Annotated in this window: 18 protein-coding genes; 4 read left to right on the top strand and 14 right to left on the bottom strand. The window is 72.3% G+C overall.

Annotated elements, in window-relative coordinates; translation table 11 throughout:
• Positions 1-54: 54 nt before the first annotated feature.
• The 14 genes from OG310_RS26180 to rsmH form a co-directional block, all read right to left on the bottom strand.
• Entirely contained in the window at positions 55-669 is a 615-nt protein-coding gene (locus OG310_RS26180; protein ID WP_329458311.1) for a cell division protein SepF, read from the bottom strand.
• 121 nt (positions 670-790) lie between these two features.
• Positions 791-1510 carry a YggS family pyridoxal phosphate-dependent enzyme gene (locus OG310_RS26175; RefSeq protein ID WP_329458310.1) on the bottom strand — a complete coding sequence of 240 codons (720 nt, stop codon included), beginning with the start codon at positions 1508-1510 and terminating at the stop codon, positions 791-793.
• Between the two features lie 4 nt (positions 1511-1514).
• The gene (gene pgeF / locus OG310_RS26170; protein ID WP_443078899.1) at positions 1515-2246 is read right to left on the bottom strand and encodes a peptidoglycan editing factor PgeF; all 732 of its coding nucleotides are present in this window, start codon (positions 2244-2246) and stop codon (positions 1515-1517) included.
• Positions 2246-3466, bottom strand: a complete 1221-nt coding sequence (gene ftsZ, locus OG310_RS26165) for a cell division protein FtsZ (protein ID WP_329458308.1) — start codon at positions 3464-3466, stop codon at positions 2246-2248. Before ftsZ ends, pgeF begins: the two co-directional genes overlap by 1 nt.
• 285 nt (positions 3467-3751) lie before the next feature.
• Entirely contained in the window at positions 3752-4546 is a 795-nt protein-coding gene (locus tag OG310_RS26160; protein ID WP_329458307.1) for a cell division protein FtsQ/DivIB, read from the bottom strand.
• A gap of 42 nt (positions 4547-4588) precedes the next feature.
• A complete protein-coding gene (gene murG, locus OG310_RS26155) occupies positions 4589-5683 on the bottom strand; it encodes an undecaprenyldiphospho-muramoylpentapeptide beta-N-acetylglucosaminyltransferase (protein ID WP_329458306.1) in 1095 nt (364 codons plus the stop codon).
• Between the two features lie 6 nt (positions 5684-5689).
• Complete coding sequence (ftsW, locus tag OG310_RS26150) at positions 5690-7222, bottom strand: putative lipid II flippase FtsW (protein WP_329458305.1); 1533 nt, start codon at positions 7220-7222, stop codon at positions 5690-5692.
• 67 nt (positions 7223-7289) lie between these two features.
• Positions 7290-8723, bottom strand: a complete 1434-nt coding sequence (murD, locus tag OG310_RS26145) for a UDP-N-acetylmuramoyl-L-alanine--D-glutamate ligase (protein ID WP_329458304.1) — start codon at positions 8721-8723, stop codon at positions 7290-7292.
• The gene (gene mraY / locus OG310_RS26140) at positions 8705-9775 is read right to left on the bottom strand and encodes a phospho-N-acetylmuramoyl-pentapeptide-transferase (RefSeq protein WP_329458303.1); all 1071 of its coding nucleotides are present in this window, start codon (positions 9773-9775) and stop codon (positions 8705-8707) included. The genes murD and mraY overlap by 19 nt, the downstream gene beginning before the upstream one ends.
• The gene (locus OG310_RS26135) at positions 9772-11220 is read right to left on the bottom strand and encodes a UDP-N-acetylmuramoyl-tripeptide--D-alanyl-D-alanine ligase (RefSeq protein WP_329458302.1); all 1449 of its coding nucleotides are present in this window, start codon (positions 11218-11220) and stop codon (positions 9772-9774) included. The genes mraY and OG310_RS26135 overlap by 4 nt, the downstream gene beginning before the upstream one ends.
• 4 nt (positions 11221-11224) lie before the next feature.
• On the bottom strand, positions 11225-12844 hold the full coding sequence (locus OG310_RS26130) for a UDP-N-acetylmuramoyl-L-alanyl-D-glutamate--2,6-diaminopimelate ligase (protein ID WP_329458301.1): 1620 nt from the start codon (positions 12842-12844) through the stop codon (positions 11225-11227).
• Between the two features lie 127 nt (positions 12845-12971).
• On the bottom strand, positions 12972-14951 hold the full coding sequence (locus tag OG310_RS26125; protein ID WP_329458300.1) for a peptidoglycan D,D-transpeptidase FtsI family protein: 1980 nt from the start codon (positions 14949-14951) through the stop codon (positions 12972-12974).
• Between the two features lie 5 nt (positions 14952-14956).
• Positions 14957-15649 carry a septum formation initiator family protein gene (locus OG310_RS26120; RefSeq protein WP_329458299.1) on the bottom strand — a complete coding sequence of 231 codons (693 nt, stop codon included), beginning with the start codon at positions 15647-15649 and terminating at the stop codon, positions 14957-14959.
• Positions 15646-16608, bottom strand: coding sequence for a 16S rRNA (cytosine(1402)-N(4))-methyltransferase RsmH (gene rsmH / locus OG310_RS26115; protein WP_329458298.1), 963 nt, complete (start codon positions 16606-16608; stop codon positions 15646-15648). Before rsmH ends, OG310_RS26120 begins: the two co-directional genes overlap by 4 nt.
• 381 nt (positions 16609-16989) lie before the next feature.
• Between rsmH and OG310_RS26110 the strand changes: the two genes are divergently transcribed.
• The 4 genes from OG310_RS26110 to OG310_RS26095 all read left to right on the top strand — a co-directional run bounded on the left by OG310_RS26110 (position 16990) and on the right by OG310_RS26095 (position 22906).
• Positions 16990-17550 (top strand): beta-class carbonic anhydrase, encoded by a 561-nt coding sequence (locus tag OG310_RS26110; RefSeq protein WP_329458297.1) that lies wholly within the window; start codon positions 16990-16992, stop codon positions 17548-17550.
• A 294-nt stretch (positions 17551-17844) separates the two neighbouring features.
• Positions 17845-18924, top strand: a complete 1080-nt coding sequence (locus tag OG310_RS26105) for an AAA family ATPase (protein ID WP_329458296.1) — start codon at positions 17845-17847, stop codon at positions 18922-18924.
• Positions 18924-20507 (top strand): DUF58 domain-containing protein, encoded by a 1584-nt coding sequence (locus tag OG310_RS26100; protein WP_329458295.1) that lies wholly within the window; start codon positions 18924-18926, stop codon positions 20505-20507. Before OG310_RS26105 ends, OG310_RS26100 begins: the two co-directional genes overlap by 1 nt.
• The gene (locus tag OG310_RS26095; protein ID WP_329458294.1) at positions 20504-22906 is read left to right on the top strand and encodes a transglutaminase TgpA family protein; all 2403 of its coding nucleotides are present in this window, start codon (positions 20504-20506) and stop codon (positions 22904-22906) included. The genes OG310_RS26100 and OG310_RS26095 overlap by 4 nt, the downstream gene beginning before the upstream one ends.
• Positions 22907-22964: the final 58 nt, after the last annotated feature.

The following is a 22964-nucleotide window of genomic DNA, read 5'->3' as shown; positions in this document are numbered from 1 at the left end:
CCTGGCTCACTCGGTCCGGCCGGAAGGCCGGTGTCGTACCCGGTGTCGTGTTTCTCAGCTCTGGTTGAAGAACCCGCCCTCTGCGATACGGGCCTTGTCCTCCGCCGTGACATCGACGTTAGCAGGAGACAGCAGGAACACCTTCTGGGTCACACGTTCAATGCTGCCATGCAGACCGAAGACCAAACCAGCGGCAAAGTCGACAAGTCGCTTCGCGTCGGTGTCGTCCATCTCGGTCAAGTTCATGATCACCGGGGTGCCTTCACGGAAGTGTTCCCCGATGGTACGGGCCTCGTTGTAGGTCCGCGGGTGCAGCGTGGTGATGCGGTAGGGCTCCCGCTCCGACACGACCTTGGGCATGATCACCGGTGCGTTCTTCTCCAGACTGGGACGTTCAGGTGTGATGGATGCCACGGGGGCGATTCGTGCCGGTCGCCCACTTTCCGCCGCCAGTGACACCGGCTCGCGCTCCCGCTCACGCTGCGGGGGCGGCCCTGGCACCCGCACGGGTTCCTCGCGCTCCAACTGGTGCACGGGCTGACGCCGGTGCTCCCGTTCGGGCTCCGGCTCGGGTTCGAAGTCGTCGTCGGGGTCGAAGCCCCTGCCGTCGTACCCATCGTCCTCCACGAGGCCGAGGTACACCGCCATCTTGCGCATCGCGCCGGCCATGCTCCGGTTCCTCCGCTCTGTGGTGGATCCTCGTCACCAAGTGCCCGCGATCCACTCGGCCTGCCCGCCTTGCGGCGGAAATGACCATATTTTCTACTCTGGTCCGACTTAGTTCGCGACGTTACCCGAGCCGGGGTCGGACTCCGAGGACCGCCGTACCGACGCGTACATGTGTCGCACCCGCCCGCACGGCCTCTTCGAGGTCCGAGCTCATCCCTGCCGATACCATGTTCGCAGCCGGATGGTCCGCCCGCAGGCGGGATGAGATTTCCATCAGCCGCTCGAACGCCGCGTGTTGCCGTCCCGCGAACGGGCCGGCCAGCGGGGCGACGGTCATCACTCCGTCGAGCCGCAGTCCTTCGGCACCGGCCACCGCGGTGGCCAACTCCTCGACTCCGTCAGGCGCGACACCGCCCCTCTCTCCGCGTGCGCCGGACTCCGCGTCCAACGCGACCTGGATGAGACACCCGACCTCGCGCTCCCGGCGGACCGCGGCCGCGGAGAGCGCGGACACGAGCCGCGGCCGGTCGACCGACTGGACCTCGTCGGCGTAACCCAGCACGGATCTGGCCTTGTTCGTCTGCAACTGTCCCACGAAGTGCCAGTTCAGCGACAGATCCGCGCAGGCGGCCGCCTTGGGGGCGGCGTCCTGGTCCCGGTTCTCCGCCACGTGGCGGACTCCGAGTTCGTACAACGCGCGGACGTCCTCGGCCGGGTAGGTCTTGGTGACCACGATCAGCGTCACCTCGTCGGCGTCCCGCCCCGCGGCCGCGCACGCGGCGCCGATGCGTTCGTGAACAGCGGCGAGGTTGCGCGAGAGTTCGGCCTTGCGGTCGCTCATGTGCTCAGCCCAGCCAGACATAGCCGGCGAGCCGACCGGTGGTGCGGTCGCGGCGGTAGGAGAAGTGATCCGCCGACTCGCGCGTACAGATGGGCGAACGCCGCAGGTCACGTACGCCGAGTCGGGCGAGTTGCGCGTGCACCCCGGCGGCGACGTCGACGGAGGGGGTGCCCCAACTCGTCTCCGCGTGGGCCTCGGGCACGACGGCGGCGACATCGGCGCGCATCGCCTCGGGCACTTCGTAGCACCGGCCGCAGACGGCGGGTCCGGTGTACGCGGTGATGCGGGCGGGATCGGCGCCGCGCTCCGTCATCGCCGCCACCGCGGCGGGCACGACCTCGGCGACGAGACCGGGCCGGCCCGCGTGGGCCGCCGCGGCCACTCCCGCGACCGGGTCGGCGAGCAGGACGGGCACGCAGTCCGCGGTCAGCACGGCGAGCGCCAGTCCGCGTTCCGAGGTGACCAGGGCGTCCACCGACGGAATGTCAGCGTCCGCTTCCCAGGGTCCCGACACGGCGGCGACGTCGCGTCCGTGCACCTGGTTCATCCAGACCACCCTGGCCGGGTCGACGCCCAGCGAGGCGGCGGCCCGCTTCCGGTTGGCGAGGACCGCGGTGGGATCGTCCCCCACCGCCCCGCCCAGGTTGAGCTCCTCGTACGGAGCGGCGCTCACCCCGCCCCACCGGTCGGTGAAGGCGAAGTGGGCGCCGCCCGTGATCGCGAGGGATTCCCGTATCACTTCAGGAAGTCCGGAACGTCCAGTTCCTCGGCCTGGCTGTCCTGGTACGGCGGACGGGTCGGCGGAACGTGGGGCGTGGAGACCGGCGGGAGCGGCTTCTCGGCGACCGGGATCGCGGGCTCCTTCAGCGACCCGGAGGAGTCGTCGGCGGACGGCACGGTGCCCAGGCCGCCGGAGGACGGGCGTCCGCCGTCCAGCGAACGGGACGCTGACGGCTCGTCGCGCTTGGCGGACGACGAGCCGAGTACCGTCTCGCGCCGGGTCGGCGGCTGACCGCCGTCGAAGCCGGCCGCGATCACGGTGACCCTGACCTCGTCGCCCAGCGCGTCGTCGATGACCGCGCCGAAGATGATGTTCGCCTCCGGGTGCGCGGCCTCACTGACCAGCTGCGCGGCCTCGTTGATCTCGAACAGGCCGAGGTCGCTGCCTCCGGAGATGGAGAGCAGTACGCCGCGGGCACCGTCGATGGACGCCTCCAGCAGCGGCGAGGAGATGGCCATCTCGGCCGCGGCCACCGCGCGGTCGTCGCCCCTCGCGGAGCCGATGCCCATGAGCGCCGAGCCCGCCTCGGACATCACGGACTTGACGTCCGCGAAGTCCAGGTTGATCAGGCCCGGTGTGGTGATCAGATCGGTGATGCCCTGGACACCGGACAGCAGTACCTGGTCCGCGGACTTGAACGCGTCGAGCACGCTGACCTGGCGGTCCGAGATGGACAGCAGCCGGTCGTTGGGGATGACGATGAGGGTGTCGACCTCTTCGCGGAGTTCGGCGATGCCGTCCTCCGCCTGGTTGGCGCGGCGGCGGCCCTCGAAGGTGAACGGGCGTGTGACCACGCCGATCGTGAGGGCGCCCAGGGAGCGCGCGATGTTGGCGACGACGGGAGCCCCGCCGGTGCCGGTGCCGCCACCTTCGCCGGCCGTGACGAAGACCATGTCGGCCCCCTTGAGGACCTCCTCGATCTCCTCCCGGTGGTCCTCAGCCGCCTTGCGGCCGACCGCCGGGTTGGCGCCGGCGCCGAGGCCACGGGTCAGTTCGCGGCCGACGTCGAGCTTGACGTCGGCGTCGCTCATCAACAGGGCTTGCGCATCGGTGTTGATCGCGATGAACTCGACACCCTTGAGACCGACCTCGATCATTCGGTTGATGGCATTGACACCACCGCCGCCGACACCGATGACCTTGATGACTGCGAGGTAGTTCTGCGGTGCTGCCACGTCGAAGGCCTCTCGCCTCGGGTTACGTGCCGTCGCGCGGACCAATCCACTGCGCGACGACTGATGCCGATGGGACGGTCCGAATCGCCGACCCAAACCCTAACGTTGAAGTTTAGGGTTAGTAGTGTGCCCGTTCTTGGGCTTCTTTGGACTCTTCCGAACAGGACACTAAGGCGACAAGTGGCGGACGTTCAATGAACACGCCGAACCTCCCGTGTTTCTTTTCACCCTATGTGATCACCCATAGCGCTGGCCAACCAGGGGCCCCGCCAGCGGAAACGCCCGTCAACTCACCGACGCCGCAGGAGCGCTGGGCGCACTTACGTCGAAATGGTCCGCCTTCGGCACGGCTTTGAGGAGAGCGGAGAGCGCACGCGCCTTGGCCGCGCCGTCCTCGCCGCTCCCCCACATCACCGTACGGCCGCCGGACAGCTCCAGCGATACGGAATCGTACGATCGCACCTCAAGGGAGCGGGTGCCACGGGCCACTTCGGCGGGGAGGACCCCGCGTACCGCGGCCGCCTCGCGCAGCAGCCGGGCGACCGGGAAACGGGGGGACGCCGCCTTCGGATCGATCGCCAATTCCAGCAGCGGAACACCGGCGGGCGCTTTGTGGACCGTGTCGAAACGCACACCCTTGACGTCGACTTCGGTGAACTCGGCGCCCTTCTTCATGAGCAGCACGGGCTTTCGCTCGACCACTTTCAGTTCGACGGTATGCGGCCACGACCGTGACACGTCCACGGAATCGACGCGCGGCAGCGTCCGTTCGACCCGCGCCCCGACAGCGCCGGTGTCCAGGGACACCAGCGGCGAGCCCACCGGCGCCCGGGCCGCGTCCGACACCTGCCGGGGGGTCAGCACCCCGGTGCCCGTGACCTTCACGCGGGTGAGCGTCAGCCACGAGGAGCCGTACAGCAGCCACAGGACGAGACCGAACAGGACGGCCACCGCAGCCAGTACGACGATCAGCCTGCGCAGGGGGACGCGCCGGGCCGGACCCTGCTCGTCCCCGCCGGGGCGGCCGGACTGCGACCGCGGCTGCCGTGCGTCCTGCTCGGCTGTGGTCGGTCCGGCCATGTGCCCCTGCCTCTCGCTCGGTTGGGCCCGCTGGGGCCCGCCTCACGCCTGGCGGCGCGCGGCGATCGCCTCGTACACCATGCCGACGAGCAGGTCGTCGGCGTCCCTGCGGCCGAACTCGGAGGCCGCGCGGGACATCTCGTACAGCCGGTGCGGATCGGCCAGTACCGGGAGGACGTTGTTCTGTACCCACTGCGGGGTCAGTTCCGCGTCGTCGACGAGGAGCCCGCCGCCGGCCTTGACGACCGGCTGGGCGTTGAGCCGCTGCTCGCCGTTGCCGATCGGCAGCGGTACGTAGGCGGCCGGCAGCCCGACGGCGGTGAGTTCCGCCACGGTCATCGCGCCCGCACGGCAGAGCATCATGTCGGCCGCGGCGTACGCGAGGTCCATCCGGTTCACGTACGGTACCGGGATGTAGGGCGGCATTCCCGGCATGTTGTCCACATGCGGCATTTCATTCTTCGGGCCGACGGCGTGCAGGATCTGGATGCCGGAGCGCTGGAGCACCGGCGCCGCCTGCTGGACGACCTCGTTGAGCCGGCGCGCGCCCTGCGAGCCGCCGGAGACCAGCAGCGTCGGCAGGTTGGGGTCCAGGCCGAAAGCGGCCCGCGCCTCGGGCCGCACCCGTGCGCGGTCGAGCATGGCGATGGTGCGGCGCAGCGGGATGCCGATGTAGCGCGCGCCCCGCAGCTTGCTGTCGGGGGTGGAGACGGCGACGGCCGACGCGTAGCGCGAGCCGATCTTGTTGGCCAGGCCGGGCCGGGCGTTGGCCTCGTGGATGACGATCGGGATGCCGAGCCGCTTGGCCGCCAGGTAGCCGGGCAGTGCGACATAGCCGCCGAAGCCGACGACGCAGTCCGCCTTGGTCCGCTCCATGATCTGTTCGGCGGCCTTGATGGTGCCGCGCAGCCGCCCCGGCACGGTGATCAGCTCAGGCGTGGGCTTGCGGGGCAGCGGTACCGCGGGAATGAGCGCCAGTTCGTAGCCGCGCTCGGGCACGAGCCGGGTCTCCAGACCGCGCTCCGTCCCGAGCGCGGTGATCCCGGTGGTGGGATCGGCCCTGCGCAGTGCGTCCGCGAGGGCGAGCGCGGGCTCGATATGACCGGCGGTCCCTCCGCCTGCGAGTACGACATGCACCGAAATTCACCGCTCTCCGGACGGCCGCTGCTTGACGCGCCGTCTCATCGTCATCCATCCCAGTCCGCCCGGCTTCCTGCCGGGGGCGGACCTCCGCATGGCAAGCGCCGCCTTCGCCGCGGGCTCCTGTCGCGCGAAGGCGATCAGCAGCCCGACGGCGAACATCGTCGGCAGCAGGGCGGACCCTCCGTAGGAGAACAGCGGGAGCGGGACACCCGCGATCGGCAGCAGGCCGAGCACGGCACCGATGTTGACCACGGCCTGCGCCGTGATCCAGGTGGTCACGCCACCCGCGGCGTACCTCACGAAGGGTTCCTCCGTGCGTCCGGCCACGCGGATACCCGCATAGCCTAGAGCCGCGAAGAGGGCGAGGACCGACAGCGTCCCCGCCAGACCCAGTTCCTCCCCGGTGATGGCGAAAATGAAGTCGGTGTGCGGTTCGGGAAGCTGGCCCCATTTCTCCACGCTGGCGCCCAGCCCGGAGCCGAACCAGCCGCCGCCGGCGAGCGCGTACAGGCCGTGCACCGCCTGCCAGCACTGGTCGTCGGGTCCCGGCACGCTGGCACCGACGCAGCTGAGGCGGCCCATCCGGTTGGGGCTTGTCTCCACCAGCATCGCGCCGATGGCGAGCGCGACGCCGAGCACCCCGGCGAACAGCCGGGTGGGCGCCCCCGCCAGCCACAGCAGGCCGAACAGGATGGCCGTGAGGATGATCGCGGTGCCCATGTCGCCGCCGAGCATGATCAGGCCGAGCAGGAAGAAGGCGCACGGCACGAGCGGCACCAGCAGGTGCTTCCACTGGTTGAGCAGGTTCTTCTCGTGTTTGCGCGCGAGCAGGTCAGCGCCCCACAGGATGAGGGCGAGCTTGCCGAACTCGCTGGGCTGGAGCTGGAAGGAGCCGAAGCCGATCCAGTTCTGGTTGCCGTTGACCGATTGCCCTATCCCGGGCACCTGCACGAGCGCCATCAGGAAGACCGTCACGACGAGCAGCGGGTACGCGAGCGCGCGGTGGAGCTTGATCGGCATGCGGGTCGCGATCAGCAGCAGGACGGAGCCGATCACGGCGGCGAGGAACTGCTTGCGGAAGAAGTACGACCCGGGCAGCGACAGCTCCAGGGCCTTGATCATGGACGCGGAGTACACCATGACCAGGCCGAGCACGGTGATCAGCAGCGCGCTGCCGATGATCAGGTAATAAGCGGTGAGGGGGCGGTCCCAGGCCCGCCGGGCCCGGTCGTACTTCCGGCGCAGCGCGGCCACCTGGGAGGGCCGGGCGACGGGACGCGGGGGCCGGGGGCGGCCGGCACCGCCGCGCGGGGCGGGGGCTCGTCCGGCCCGTGGCCCGGCACCGGGCGTACCGCCCCGAAGGGCCGTGCCGGGCAGCCCCGCGAGGCCGGGGACCCCGTGCGGGACCTGGGCGGTGCGCGGCCCGGGCCCCGTCCCGCTGAACCACCGGCCGGCCCCTCGGGCCGCCGGGGGTTTCGGGGGTCCGGCGGCACCCGCGGAGCGCTCGGGGGGACGGGTGTCGTCGGCAGGCATCGGGGGCATCGGCGGCATCAGCGGTGGACCCTCCAGTCGATCCCGGCGGGGCACCTGGGCCAGCCGGTCAGGCATGCTCCGCGGCAAGTGAGCGTACGGCTTCCGCGAACGCCTCGCCCCGCTTGTTGTAGTTGGCGAACATGTCCATCGACGCGCAGGCCGGGGCCATCAGGACCGTGTCCCCCCGCTGTGCCAGGCGCGTCGCCTCGTGGACCGCCGCCGACATCGACCCAGTGTCGGTCCGCGCGAGGTCGACCACCGGGACCTGCGGGGCGTGTCGCGCCAGGGCTTCGCGGATCAGGGCGCGGTCGGCGCCGATCAGCACCACTGCGCGCAGCCGCCCCGCCGCCCCCGCGACCAGCTCGTCGAAGGTGGCGCCCTTGGCAAGGCCGCCCGCGATCCAGACGATCGGGTCGTAGGAGGCGAGGGACGCCTGGGTGGCGTGCGTGTTCGTCGCCTTGGAGTCGTCGATGTACGTGACGCCCGCGATGTCGGCGACGTGCTCCATACGGTGCGGGTCGGGGCGGAAGGCCCGCAGTCCCTCCCGTACGGCCGACGGCTGCACGCCGTAGGCGCGGGCGAGGGCCGCCGCGGCGAGCGCGTTGGCGATGTTGTGCGGCACGGCGGGGGTGATGTCGCTCACCTCGGCCAGCTCCTGTGCCTGCCGCTGCCGCCCCTCGACGAAGGCACGGTCGACCAGCAGGCCGTCCACGACGCCGAGTTCGGAGGGGCCGGGCGTCGAGAGCGTGAAGCCGATGGCGCGGCAGCCCTCCTCGACGTCGGCCGCCCGGACCAGGTCCGCCGTCGCCTTGTCCGCCACGTTGTAGACGCAGGCGACCTGGTTGCCCTCGTAGACACGGCCCTTGTCGGCGGCGTACGCCTCCATGGAGCCGTGCCAGTCGAGGTGGTCGGGCGCGAGGTTGAGCACGGCCGCGGAGTGGGCGCGCAGGCTCGGCGCCCAGTGCAGCTGGTAACTGGAGAGTTCGACGGCGAGCACGTCGTACGTCTGATCGCCGGTGACGGCGTCGAGGAGCGAGACGCCGATATTGCCGACGGCGGCGGTCCGCAGGCCCGCCGCGGCCAGCATCGCGGCCAGCATCCGCACGGTGGTCGTCTTGCCGTTGGTGCCGGTGACGGCGAGCCAGGGCGCGGCGCCCGGCCCGCGCAGCCGCCAGGCGAGTTCGACGTCGCCCCAGATCTCGACGCCCGCCGCGGCGGCCGCCGCGAACAGCGGCTTGTCGGGGCGCCAGCCGGGCGCGGTGACGACCAGTTCGGTGCCCGGCGGCAGCGTGTCGCCGTCGCCGAGCCGGACCGTGACACCGAGCGCGCGCAGGTCGCGCGCCTGCTCGCGGGAACGGTCGTCGTCACCGTCGTTGACGACGGTGACCTCGGCGCCCAGGCCGTGCAGGACGCGCGCCGCGGGCACGCCGGAGACGCCCAGCCCCGCGACGGTGACGCGCCTGCCCCGCCAGTCGTCCGTGCTCACTTCTTCGCTGCCCATCCGGCGTAGAAGAGTCCGAGCGCGACGATCACGCACATGCCCTGGATGATCCAGAACCGGACCACGACAAGGACTTCGGACCACCCCTTGAGTTCGAAGTGGTGCTGGAGTGGCGCCATGCGGAAGACGCGCCTGCCCGTCATCCGGAACGATCCGACCTGGATCACCACGGACATCGTGATGAGGACGAACAGGCCGCCGAGGACGGCCATCAGGAACTCGGTACGCGAGGTGATCGCGAGACCCGCGAACGCGCCGCCGAGGGCGAGCGAGCCGGTGTCCCCCATGAAGATCTTGGCCGGGGACGTGTTCCACCAAAGGAAGCCGAAGCACGAACCCATCAGCGCGGACGCCACGACGGCGAGGTCGAGGGGGTCGCGCACCTCGAAGCAGGCGCTCGGGTTGGTCAGGGTGACCGCGTTGGCGCAGGACTCCTGGAACTGCCACAGGCCGATGAAGGTGTACGCGCCGAAGACCATGACCGACGCGCCGGTGGCGAGGCCGTCCAGACCGTCCGTCAGGTTCACGCCGTTCGACATCGCGAGGATCATGAACAGCGCCCAGACGACGAACACGACCGGCCCGATCGACCAGCCGAAGTCCGTGACGAACGACAGCTTGGTCGACGCGGGCGTGATGCCGCGGGTGTTCGGGTCCTGGAGTGCGAGCACCGCGAAGGCGATGCCCACGATCAGCTGGCCGGCCATCTTGGCCTTGGCGCGCAGACCGAGTGAGCGCTGCTTGACGATCTTGATGTAGTCGTCGAGGAACCCGACGAGCCCCATCCCGGTCATCAGGAACAGCACGAGGACACCGGAGAAGTGGAAGTCCTCGCCCGTGATCACCTTCGCCAGGACGTACGCGATGAGCGTCGCCAGGATGAAGGCGATACCGCCCATCGTGGGCGTGCCCTTCTTGCTGCCGTGCGAGCGCGGCCCGTCGTCCCTGATGAACTGTCCGTAGCCCTTGCGGGCCAGCAGCTTGATGAGCAGCGGGGTACCGATCAGGGTCAGGAAGAGCCCGATGGCCCCCGCGAAGAGGATCTGCCTCATCGGCCGGTGACCTCGCCCTCGGCCGCGTCGTCGAGGAGTGCGAGAGCCACCCTCTCCAGCGCTGCCGACCTCGATGCCTTCACCAGCACGACGTCTCCCGGACGCAGTTCCCTGCGCAACAGGTCGATCGCCGCCCGTGCGTCGGACACGTGCACCGACTCCTCACCCCACGAACCCTCGTTGTAAGCGCCCAGTCGCAGCCAGGACGCTTCCCTGCCCCCGACCGCCACGAGCTTGTTGACGTTGAGTCGGACGGCGAGCCGTCCGATCGCGTCGTGCTCGGTGAGCGTGTCGTCGCCGAGCTCGGCCATCGGGCCGAGCACCGCCCAGGTACGGCCCCCCTCGGCACGTGCGGCGCCGCCCATGGCGACCAGCGCGCGAAGCGCAGCTCGCATGGACTCGGGGTTCGCGTTGTAGGCGTCGTTGACGATCGTCACGCCGTCCGAGCGCTCGGTGACCTCCATACGCCAGCGGGAGAGGGTTCCCGCCGACAAGAGCGCTTCAGCGATCTCATCGACGGACAGGCCCAACTCATGGGCTACGGCGGCCGCTGCGAGCGCGTTCGACACGTGGTGCTCACCGTACAGCCGCAAGGTCACGTCCCTGCACCCGGAGGGTGTCCGGAGCAGGAATGAGGCCTGACCCGTGTCCGTGAGACGCACGTTCTCGGCCCGTACGTCTGCCTTGTCCGACTCCCCGAAGTAGACGACCCGGGCCTTGGTACGGGTCGCCATCTCCCTGACGAGCGGGTCGTCCGCGTTGAGGACGGCGATGCCGCCCTCCTCGGCCGACGGCAGCGCCTCGACCATCTCCCCCTTGGCGAGGGCGATGTTCTCCCGGCTGCCGAACTCGCCGATGTGGGCGGTGCCCACGTTCAGGACGAGGCCGACGCGGGGCGGCACGAGCCCGGTCAGGTAGCGGATGTCGCCGATGTAGCGGGCGCCCATCTCCAGGACGAGGTAACGGGTGTCCGCCTCGGACCGCAGGGCGGTGATCGGCAGGCCGATCTCGTTGTTGAGGTTGCCCTCCGGCCAGATCGTGGGCGCCTTGCTGCGCAGCAGCTGGGCGATGAGGTCCTTGGTGCTGGTCTTGCCCGCGGAGCCGGTGAGGGCGACCACGGTGGCGCCGAGGCGCTCGACGACGGCCTTGGCGAGGGCGCCGAGCGCCTCGACCACGTCGTCGACGACGACGGCGGGCACGCCCACGGGACGGGTGGCGAGGACGGCGACCGCGCCGTCCGCGACCGCCTGCCGCGCGTAGTCGTGGCCGTCGACGCGTTCGCCCGCGAAGGCGGCGAAGAGGCTGCCGGCCCCGACCTTGCGGGAGTCGTAGACGACGGGGCCGGTGACCAGCATGTCCGGTGTGCCGGTAGTCCCCGGATCCGGTATGTCGTACGCCTGCCCGCCGACGATTTCGGCGACCTCGGCGAGGGAGAGGGTGATCACTTGGTCATCCCTGACTGTTGTTCCTGTGACGACTGGTGTTCTCGTGGCAGGGCTCGTCGTGGAGCGCGTGGGCGATTGCTTCGCGCAGGACCTCCCGGTCGTCGAAGGGGCGCACGACGCCCGCGATGTCCTGACCCTGCTCATGGCCCTTGCCGGCGACGAGGACCGTGTCGCCGGGCTGGGCGCGGGCCACCGCGGTGGCGATGGCGGAGGCGCGGTCCGCGTCGAGGAGGACGGATCCCCGCTCGTGCACGGGCACCTCGGCGGCGCCCGCGACCATCGCGGCGAGGATCGCGAGAGGGTCCTCGGAGCGCGGGTTGTCGGCGGTGAGGACCGCGGTGTCGGCGAGCCGGGCCGCCGCCGCGCCCATCGGGCCGCGTTTGGTCGTGTCCCGGTCGCCACCGCAGCCGAGCACGATGTGCACCTGGCCCTTGGTGACCTTGCGCAGGGAGCGCAGCACGGACTCGACCGCGTCGGTCTTGTGCGCGTAGTCGACCACGGCGAGGTAGGGCTGTCCGGCGTCCACCCGCTCCAGACGGCCGGGCACGCCCGGCACCGCGCCGACGCCGTCGGCTGCGGTCCCCGGGTCGACGCCGGCGACGGCCAGCGCGACGACGGCCGCGAGGCTGTTCGCGACGTTGAACGGGCCGGGCAGCGGCGCCTCCCCGTGCACCCGCACGCCGCCGGGGCCGACCACGGTGAACGTGGAGCGGTGCGAGCCGACCTGGACGTTCTCCGCGCGCCAGTCGGCGTCGGGGTGCCCCTCGGCGGAGAACGTGGTGATCGGTACGGAGGCCTCGCTCACGAGCCTGCGACCGTACTCGTCGTCGTAGTTCACGACGCCCTTGCGGCTGCGCTCGGGGGTGAAGAGGCTCGCCTTGGCCTGGAAGTAGTCCTCCATGCCGGAGTGGAACTCCATGTGCTCCGGGCTGAGGTTGTTGAAGACCGCGACGTCGAAGACGCAGCCGTCGACGCGGCCGAGCACCAGCGCGTGGCTGGAGACCTCCATCGCGACGGACGTGGTGCCGCGCTCGCGCATGACCGCGAACAGCGCCTGCAGGTCGGTGGCCTCGGGGGTGGTGCGCTCCGACTTGATGCGCTCGTCCCCGACGCGCATCTCGACCGTGCCGATCAGGCCCGTCAGGTGGCCCGCGCCGCGCAGGCCGCCCTCGACGAGGTAGGCGGTGGTGGTCTTGCCCGAGGTGCCCGTGATGCCGATCTGGAGCAGGTCGTCACCGGGGTGCCCGTAGATCGCGGCGGCCAGCTCGCCCATCCGGGCGCGCGGCTCAGGCACGACGAGCACCGGCAGCCCGGTGGCCGCGGCGCGCTCCCGGCCGCCGGGATCGGTCAGGACGGCCGCCGCGCCGAGCTCGGCGGCCTGGGCCGCGTAGTCGGCGCCGTGGGCGCGCGCGCCGGGCAGGGCGGCGTACACGTCGCCGGGGCGCACGGCCCGCGAGTCGTGGGTGATGCCGGTGACCTCGCCCGGGCCGAGCGGGCCGCTCTCACCGAGCAGCTTGCCCAGTTCGGCGAGCGGGATCGGACTCACCCGCTCGGGGCGTGGTGCCCCGGGCCTGCTCTCGGGGGCGGGCACGGCGTCGGTCGGGTTCTGATCAGCGTGTTGCACGGCGGTGAGCGTACCCGCCTGTACGGGGCTCGGGCCAAGCGAGGCCGACGCGCCGCCCGCGGAGGTGGGGCGGTCGGCGGGGGGTGTGGTGTTGATCGTCACTGGCGGTTCCTGGTGCCTTGAGGGGTCAGTGGCCGGATCCCGGGTCGAAGGTGACCGGCAGTCGCGCCGGCGCGCTCCCGGTGGGCGGGACCTGCAACGTCTTGAGGGAGAACTCCATGACCTTCTTGAAGATGGGTCCGCAGATCGAGCCGCCGAAGTACGAGCCCTTGGTCGGGTTCTGGATGGCGCAGTAGACGGTGATCTGCGGTTTGTCGACGGGGGCGAAACCGGCGAAGGAGGCGGTGTAGCCACGGTAGCTGCCGGTCTTCGGATCCACCCGGTTGGCGGTACCGGTCTTGCCCGCCACCCGGTACCCGGGAATCTGTGCGGAGGTGCCCGTGCCCTCCACGTTGCCGACCACCGACTCCAGCATGGTGCCCACGGTGCGCGCCGTCGCCGGGCTGACGACGCGGTTCGTACGGGGCGCGGGAGTCGGGGTGAAGCGCCCGTCGGGGCCGCGGGTGCCCTTGATCAGCGTCGGCTGCACGCGTACACCGCCGTTGGCGATGGTGGAGTACACGGACGCCGCCTGGAGAGCGTTGAGCGAGAGCCCCTGCCCGAAGGGGATGGTGAACTGCTGCGAGGTCGACCAGTCCTGCGGCTTGGCGAGCAGCCCCTGCGTCTCGCCGGGGAAGGCGAGCCCGGTGGGCTGTCCGATGCCGAATTTGGTCAGGTACGAGTAGAGCACCTTGTCGGCCTGGGCCTGGGTGGAGCCGAGGTGTCCCGCCGCCTCGATCGTGCCGATGTTGCTGGACTTGGCGAGCACGCCGTTGAGCGTGAGGTACTCGGTCGCGTGGTCGATGTCGTCGTGGAAGAGGCGGTCCCCCCGGTGCAGCCGGTTGGGCACGACGACGTGGGTGAGCGGGGACGCCGCCTTCTGCTGGAGCACCGCCGACATCGTCATGATCTTGGCGACGGAACCGGGCTCGTACGCGTCCTGGAGGGCGGCGTTGCCCAGGTTCGCGGAGTTCGCCGTGGACAGGTCGTTGGGGTCGAAGCCGGGCGCGTCGGCCATCGCGAGCACCTCGCCGGTACGCGCGTTCTGCACGACGACGTAGCCCCGGTCGGCCTTCGACTTCTTGACCTGGTCGGCGATGGCCTGCTGCGCCTCCCACTGGATGTCGCGGTCGATGGTCAGCTCGACGTCCGTACCGGGCACGGCCGGCTTCTCGCTGGAACTCCCGGTGGGCACGCGGCGCCCGCCCGACTGGGTGTACGAGATCTCACCGTTGCGGCCGGCGAGCTGCTTGTCGAGCATCGACTCGATGCCGCCCGCGCCGTGCCCGGTCCCGTTGACGAAGCCCAGTATCCCGGCGGCGAGATCGCCGTTCGGATAGACCCGCTTGCTGGACTCCTCGTCGAAGACGCCCGCGAGTGGATTGGTGCCGGGGCCCCCGGCCGCCGCGTCCTTGCCCGCCTTGGTGGCGAGGACGCTCTTGAGGTCCTTGATCTGGTTCCACACCTGCGGCGTCTGCCGGGACGCGAGCACCGTGTAACGGGAGTTCGGCGTCCTCAGCTTCTTGACCAGGTTCGCCTGGTCGGCGCCGAGGACCGGGGCCAGGAGCGCCGCCGCCCGCTCGGGCGTGTCGGACGCCTTGCTGAACGCGGGTGCGAACATCGAGGGGTCCGCCGTGATGTCGTACGCGTCGTCGCTGGCGGCCAGCGGCACGCCGGAACGGTCGGTGATCTCACCGCGCTCCGCGGCGATGGTGCTCTTGAGGACGCGGTTCTGGTCCGCCTTGGTCGTGTAGGCGCTCGCGTCGACGGCCTGCACCTGCAGCAGCCGTACGGCGAAGACCAGCACCACCAGCGAGAGGCCGAACGCCACGAACCGCAGCCGCGGCTTCGGGCTGCCGAGTTTCAGTTTCCGGGGTCCGCGCGGCGGTCCCGGCCGGTACGTGCGGCGCTTCGCGGGCCCCGGCCTGCCGCCAGGACCCGGTCGTGCGCCGCCTGCCGGCCGTGCGGGGCGCGGCACCCTGCGGCGCGGTGGTTCCTGGGAGGGCACGTACGTCACCTGCCGAGGGAGGTCGTGGGGGTGGTCGCCGCGCCGGTCAGCGCGAGCGGTACGGCCGTACCGGGCGGAGCGGCGGTGGGGGGCGCGCCCGTGGAGGGGGTCGCCGTGGCCGCGAGGGAGGGGCCGCCCGGCACGCCCTGCCCGCCGGGGCCCGGCGCCGTGGCGCCCGCCGTGGCGGACGCGGCCCCGGAAGGGGTGGCGCCCGCCGACGGCACGGCACCGCCGGACGGCGTGGCACCGGGCGTGGGCGTGGCGCCCCCGGAGGGTGCGGGGGTCGCGGTGGGGGCCGGGCGGGGCAGCGCCGGGAGGGGCAGCGCGTGGGCGCGCGTCGGCCTGCCCAGCACGGTCCCGTCCGGTTCGAGGAAGGCCGGGTTGCCGCCGGGCACCATGCCCAGCATGCGGGCCCGGCCGGCGAGCGCGTCGGGCGCCGACCGGTCGTCGACGTCGCGCTGGAGGGCCTGTTGTTCGTCCGTCAGGTCCTGGGTCTGCTTCTTCAGCTCACTCAGCCTGAACGATCCCTCGTTGAGGGACGAGTTCAGCAGGAGAAGGGTGATCAGGCCGCCCGCGAGGAGCAGCACCACCAGCAGGACGAAGGGGGTGCGGGCCGCCGAGCCGGCCCCGGACGGCAGCAGCCCCGCGAGCCGCGCTGCGCGGCCCCTCAGCTCCTTGCCCTGGCCGGCGGCGCTCACAGCGCGTCCTCCCGGATGCGCTGGGCGCCGCGCAGCCGGGCGGACGCGGCCCTGCTGTTGTCCGCGACCTCCTCCTCGGGCGGCACTTCCGCGCCCCGGGTCAGCAGCTTCAGCCGGGGCTGGTACTGCTCGGGGACGATCGGCAGGCCGGGCGGCGCGGTGCTGGTGGCGCCCGCGGTCAGCACCTGCTTGACGATGCGGTCCTCCAGCGAGTGGTACGAGAGGACGGCGATCCGCCCCCCGACCGTGAGCGATCCCACGGCGGCCGGGATCGACCGCTGAAGGACGGACAGTTCGGCGTTGACCTCGATCCGCAGGGCCTGGAAGGTCCGTTTGGCGGGGTTGCCCCCGGTGCGCTTGACGGCCTGCGGCAGCGCGTCCCTGATCAGCTCGACGAGCCGGCCGCTGCGGTCGAAGGGCTCCTTCGCCCGCCCCTTGACGACGGCCTCGACGATCCGCTTGGCCTGCTTCTCCTCGCCGTACGTGCGCAGGACCCGCACCAGCTCGCCCGGCGGGTAGGTGTTGAGGACCTCGGCCGCGCTCGGGCCCGTCGTCTGGTCCATCCGCATGTCGAGGGGGGCGTCCTGGGCGTACGCGAAGCCGCGCCCGGCCTCGTCCAGCTGCATGGAGGAGACGCCGAGGTCGAACAGGACGCCCTGGACGCGCGGGACGGAGAGGCGCTTGAGGACCTCGGGCAGCTCGTCGTACACGGCGTGCACGAGCGTCGCCCGGTCGCCGTACGGGGCGAGCCGCTCGGCGGACAGCCGCAGCGCCTCCTTGTCGCGGTCGAGCGCGATCAGCCGTGCCGCGGGGAAGGTGGCGAGCAGCGCCTCACTGTGCCCGCCGAGGCCGAGCGTGCAGTCCACGACGACGGCCCCCGGGTCGGCGAGTGCGGGGGCCAGCAGGTCAAGGCACCTCTGGAGCATCACGGGTACGTGTCGCTCGCTGCGCTCGCTCATGCGCCCTCTCTGATCCGGCGCGCCGTACGCGGGGGCCGGGTCCCCGCCCGCTCGGAAGGGGAAGTGGTCCGCCGGGGCGCCGCCAGGGCGTCGTCCGGACCGTCGAGCGGGAGGAGGCCGAGCCGCACGTCCGCCGCGCACGCGGGGAGTTTTGGGAAGTGTGCGGTGGAGAACCGCGAACTTCGCGTCACTTTAGTCCACAGTCCCTTACGGTCAATCAACCGCCTGGCGCGTCGCCCGGCTCGCACGGACCGGCTCCCCGCCGCCGCCCCGGCCGCTCGCGCGCGGCGCACGCGGCTCCAGGCCACAAGACCGGCGTGCGTTGTTTGGCATGACCCCACAGCGGGCTGCCCACCCTCTCTCCCCGTACCGTCTATAGGTATGACGACCTCGACTCATTCGACCAAGGAGCCCGCGGTGGCCCCGGCGGACGCCGCGCGTGGCGGCGGGACCGTCACCGACCGGCTCATAGACGCGAACGCCCGGTACGCGAGCAGCTTCGACGACCCGGGGATGGACGCCCGTCCCGTCCTGCGCGTGGCCGTCGTGGCCTGCATGGACGCGAGGATCGACCTGCACGCCGCGCTCGGCCTCCAGCTGGGCGACTGCCACACGATCCGCAACGCGGGCGGCGTCGTCACCGACGACGTGATCCGCTCGCTCACCATCAGCCAGCGCGCCCTCGGCACCACCAGCGTCGTGCTGATCCACCACACGGGCTGCGGGATGCAGACCATCACCGAGGACTTCCGGCACGAGCTGGAGCTGGAGGTCGGGCAGCGGCCGCCGTGGGCGGTGGAGGCGTTCCAGGACGCCGAGCAGGACGTACGCCAGTCGATCCGCCGGGTGCGTACCTCGCCGTTCCTGCCGCACGTGGACGACGTGCGCGGTTTCGTCTTCGACGTGAAGTCCGGCCGCCTGGCCGAGGTCACCGCGGACTGACCCCCGCCGCGAGGCTCCGCCCGGCCCATCCCCGCCCGTTCCGCCCGGCACGTACCCTCAGATCCGGCATGTCGCTCATTCCGGCGCTTGGTTGGTCACTGTTGCCGACGGATAAGTGACACGAAGCGGTAACGGCAACAAGAATGCGTGCGGGACACCGAACCGGAACCTTCCGGAGGCGGTGTCCGTATTGCGGGGTGGGCCGGGCAGCTTGTCGTGCACCGGCCCTGCAGCACTTCAATGGGGTACCCCAGTTCCTCACCGGAGCGACGGGGCAAGGCCGAGGAGGGCCGGGTGACGACCTATGACGATCGAGCGAACCCTGGGGGTCCCCCCGACCCGGCATACGCGAGGGCAGGGGAGGATCTGACCGCGACAGCGGAACGGGTCCGCGCGTCGGTCGAAAGCGTGATCGAAGGCAAGCCGGAGGTGGTACGGCTGTCTCTCACGGTGCTGCTCGCCGAGGGACACCTCCTGATCGAGGACGTCCCGGGCGTCGGCAAGACGATGCTGGCGAAGGCGCTCGCCCGGTCCATCGACTGCTCCGTCCGGCGCATCCAGTTCACGCCGGACCTGCTGCCCTCGGACATCACGGGCGTGTCGATCTTCGATCAGCAGCGGCGCGAGTTCGAGTTCAAGCCGGGCGCGATCTTCGCCCAGATCGTGATCGGCGACGAGATCAACCGGGCGTCGCCAAAGACCCAGTCGGCCCTGCTGGAGTCGATGGAGGAACGCCAGGTCACCATCGACGGCACGACGTACGAGCTGCCGAGCCCCTTCATGGTGGTCGCCACCCAGAACCCGGTGGAGATGGAGGGCACGTACCCGCTGCCCGAGGCACAGCGCGACCGCTTCATGGCGCGCGTCTCCATCGGCTACCCGAGCAGCGACGCGGAACTGCGGATGCTGGACGTGCACGGCGGGATCTCCCCGCTGGACGACCTCCAGCCCGCCGCGCACGCCGCCGACATCATCAAGCTGATCGACGCGGTCCGCACCGTGCACGTCGCCGAGGCCGTACGCCGGTACGCGGTGGAACTGGTCTCCGCGACGCGCTCGCACCCGGACCTCAGACTCGGCGCGTCGCCCCGTGCGACGCTGCACCTGCTGCGCGCGGCGCGGTCCGCCGCCGCCCTCAGCGGGCGGGACTACGCGCTGCCCGACGACGTACAGGCCCTGGCGGTCGCGGTGCTGGCGCACCGCCTGCTGCCCACGGCCCAGGCGCAACTGGGGCGCAGGACGGCCGAGCAGGTCGTGCTGGAGATCCTGCAGCACACACCCGTACCCACCGCCGACGGCGGCCATGTGACGGGCACACAGGCGCAGGGCGGCGCACCCTTCGGCGGCCGGCGGCCCGGGCTGCGGCGGCCGTGATGCCGTCGGGGGGAACGGCGCCCGGCACCGCATCCGCTCCCGCTCCGGCTCCCGGTGGGCCGGGCGGCCGGGAAGGGGGGCTGCGGACCGCGCTCTCGGGCCTGACGACCCGCGGTCGCGCGTTCTTCGCCGCCGGTGCCGCCGCCTCGGTGTGCGCGTACGTCCTCGGCCAGCCCGATCTGCTGCGGGTCGGTCTGCTCCTGATCGTGCTGCCGCTCGTGTGTGTGATCGTCCTGAACCGCACCCGCTACCAGGTCGCGGGCACCCGGCGGCTGACCCCCGGGCGGGTGGCCACCGCCTCCGAGGCACGGGTGCACCTGCGCGTGGACAACGTGTCACGGCTGCCCACCGGTCTGCTCATGCTCCAGGACCACGTGCCGTACGTACTGGGGCCGCGTCCCCGGTTCGTCCTGGACCGGGTGGAGGCGGGCGGGCGCCGCGAGGTGTCGTACCGGGTCCGTTCCGACCTGCGCGGCCGCTACCCGCTCGGCCCGCTCCAGCTGCGGCTGACCGACCCGTTCGGGATGTGCGAGCTGACCCGGTCCTTCAGCTCCTTCGACACGCTCACCGTGGTCCCGCGCACCGAGCCGCTGCCCCCGGTGCGGCTCTCCGGCGACTCCTCCGGCTTCGGCGACGGCAGGCTGCGCTCGCTGGCGCTCGCGGGTGAGGACGACATGATCCCGCGCGGCTACCGGCACGGCGACGACCTGCGCCGCGTGCACTGGCGCTCGACCGCCCGCTACGGCGAACTGATGGTGCGCCGCGAGGAAGCGCCGCGGCGGGCCCGGTGCACCGTGCTGCTCGACACCCGCGCGGGCGCCTACCTGGGCACGGGGCCGGACTCCGCGTTCGAGTGGGCGGTCTCCGGCGCGGCCTCCGTCCTCGCGCACATGATGGAGCGCGGCTACGCGGTGCGGCTGCTGACGGACTCGGGCGCCTCGGTGCCCGGGGACGGCGGCGAGGGTTTCGCCGGCCCGGCGCACGAGTCGGCCGACTCGATGGGGCTGCTGATGGACACGCTCGCGGTGGTGGACCACTCCAAGGGGTCGGTGCTCTCCCCCGCGTACGACGCGCTGCGCGGCGGATCCGAGGGGCTGCTCGTCGCGTTCCTCGGAGACCTGGACGAGGAGCAGGCGGCGGTGGTCGCGAGGATGCGGATGCGCAGCGGTCCCGCGGTGGCGTTCCTGCTGGACGCCGGCACCTGGGCGCCGGTGCCCGGCACGGCGGCTCCGGCCGGCTCCGGTGCGGGTCAGCGGGCCGGGCAGTTGCGTGAGGCGGGCTGGAGCGTGGTCCGGGTCCCACCCGGGGGCGCGCTGCCCGCGCTGTGGCGCCAGGCGGCGGAGGCCGGCCAGGGGGCGTACGCGCCGGATGCCGGTGACCCGGGCGGCGCCGGGGAGCGGGCGGCTCCCGGCGCGGGCGGCGGCAACGACCGACGGGAGGGCTGGGCGGCGGGCGACCGGAGCCACCCGGACGACGGGAACACGGGCGAGGGCGGCCCGCAGGACGGCGGCCGTGACGGTTCCGGCGCCGCGGGGCGGGCCGCGACGGGCGGCCCCACGGGATTCTCCGGAGGATGGTCATGAGCGGCCGGGGCAAGCTGACGCTGTGCGCGCTCCTCGCCACACTGCTGGCGGCGTGCGCGCTGCTGCCGCTGGTCAACTCGTACCTGTGGCTGCTGGAGGCGGCACTGCTGGCGGGCCTGGTCAGCGCGGTCGGCGCGCTGACGCGCCGGATCCCGCTCGCCCGGACGCTCACCGTCGTGATCCAGGCGGTCCTCGTGCTGCTGATCCTCACGGTCGTCTTCGCCCGGGGCGTCGCGCCGCTCGGCCTGCTGCCGACCCCCGAGGTCTTCCAGCGGTTCTCCCAACTGCTCACGGCCGGGGGTCAGGACGTCACCCGGTACTCGATCCCCGCACCGCCGACCGAAGGCATCAAGCTGATGCTGATCGGCGGTGTGCTGATCATCGGGCTGGCCGTCGACGCGATCGCGGTGACCTTCCGCAACGCGGCTCCCGCCGGGCTGCCGCTGCTCGCGCTGTACTCGGTGGCCGCGGGCATCTCGGGCGGCACCGGCTCCACCGCGAGCTGGCTGTGGTTCCTGCTCGCGGCCGTCGGCTACCTCTCGCTGCTCCTCGCCGAGGGCGGCGACCGGCTCGCCCAGTGGGGCCGGGTCTTCGGCGGTGGAGCGCACCGGCCGGGGCGGCCGCCGGGCGCACCGCCACAGCGGGCGTCGGCACCGGCCCGCACCGGCCGGCGCATCGGCGTGGTGGCGCTCGGCACCGCCCTCGTCGTTCCGCTCGCCCTGCCCACCCTCGGCGGCGGCCTGCTGGCCGGCATCGGCGGCGGCAACGGCTCCGGCCTCGGCGGCGGAGGCACCATCTCGGCGGTGAACCCCCTGGTCTCGCTCCAGGACGACCTCAATCAGAACGACGACCGCGAGGCACTGCGCTACCGCACCAACGCCGCGGACGGGCAGGGCATGTACCTGCGGATCATGTCGCTCGACCAGTTCGACGGCACGACCTGGCGGTTCTCGCAGCGCAAGGTGCAGGACGTACCGGACTCCCTGCCGACGCCGCAGGGACTCGCCCCCGCCGTGCCCGCCACGAAGATCGCGACGAGCATCACGGCCGCGCCCTGGTACCGGCAGAACTACCTGCCGATGCCGTACCCGGCCACGGGTGTGTCGGTCAAGGGCCGCTGGCGCTACGAACCCGAGGGCCGCACGCTCGTCGGCGACCGGGGCCAGTCCACACGCGACGCGCGCTACACCGTCGAGAGCCTGGAGGTGAACCCCACCCGGCAGCAGCTCGCGACGGCGGGGGCGCCCCCCGCGTCGCTCCGGCGCGAGTACACCGAGGTTCCCGCGAGCCTGCCGGCCGTGGTGAAGAAGACCGCCCAGCGCATCACCGCGGGCTCCCGGAACAACTACGAGAAGGCCGTCGCGCTCCAGGACTGGTTCGCCGCCGACGGGGGCTTCACGTACGACACCCACGTCAACTCGGGCACCGGCCCGGACGCGATCACCCGGTTCCTGAAGGACAAGCGCGGCTTCTGCATCCACTTCTCCTTCACGATGGCGGCCATGGCCCGCACGCTGGGCATCCCCGCCCGGGTGGCGGTCGGCTTCGCGCCGGGGACCCCGGAGGGCGACGGCACCGTGGACGTGGGGCTGCGGGACGCGCACGCCTGGCCCGAGCTGTACTTCCAGGGCGTCGGCTGGACCCGTTTCGAGCCGACGCCGAGCCGGGGCAGCCTCCCCGCCTACACGCTGCCCGCGTCGCCGTCGGACCCGGACTCCGGGACCTCCACGCAGCCCGCAGCGCCCGAGTCGGCGGCGCCGTCCACGGCCCCGTCCGCGTCCAGCAGCTGCGCCGCGCAGGACCAGCGCCTCGGTGAGTGCGACCAGGCGGCGGCCCAGGCCCCGGTGCCGCCCTCCGGCCCCGGCGCGCACGGCGGCACCTGGGGGCTGATCGGCGCCGGGATCGCACTGGTGGTGCTGATCCCGCTGCTTCCGCTGCTGTACCGGACAAGAGCCCGCTCCCGCAGGCTCACCGCGGGCGCCCACCTCGGCGCCGACCCTGCCGCGCCGGTCCTCGCCGCCTGGCGCGAGCTGACCGACACGGCGTGGGACCACGGCATCGTGCCCGACGACGCGCGGACGCCGAGACGGGCCGCCGAGCGGATCGTCCGGCTGGGCTCGCTGGACCCCGCGGCGGCCCGATCCGCACACCGGCTGGCCGACGCGGTGGAGCAGGTCCTCTACGCACCGGACCCGGCGCCGCGCACCGGCCTGGCGCAGGACGTGCACCGGGTCAGGGCCGCACTGCGCGCCTCCGCGGGCCGGGCCACCAGGCTGCGCGCGCTGCTGATGCCGCGCTCGTCCGTCCGGGTGGTCTGGGCGCTGTCGGAGCGCCGGGAGGCGCTGGCGTCCCGCTGGGCCCCGCAGCGGCTGCTGCCATCCGCCTGGCGCCGGCCTTAACGGCGGGGGCGGGCGGCGCGGGCGGGGGCAGACCGGCCCCGCCCGCGCCGCCCGCCGC

The organism is Streptomyces sp. NBC_01497 (assembly GCF_036250695.1).
Lineage (GTDB): Bacteria > Actinomycetota > Actinomycetes > Streptomycetales > Streptomycetaceae > Streptomyces.
Note: the sequence above shows the minus strand (reverse complement) of the source record. Positions and strands in the feature narration are given on the sequence as shown.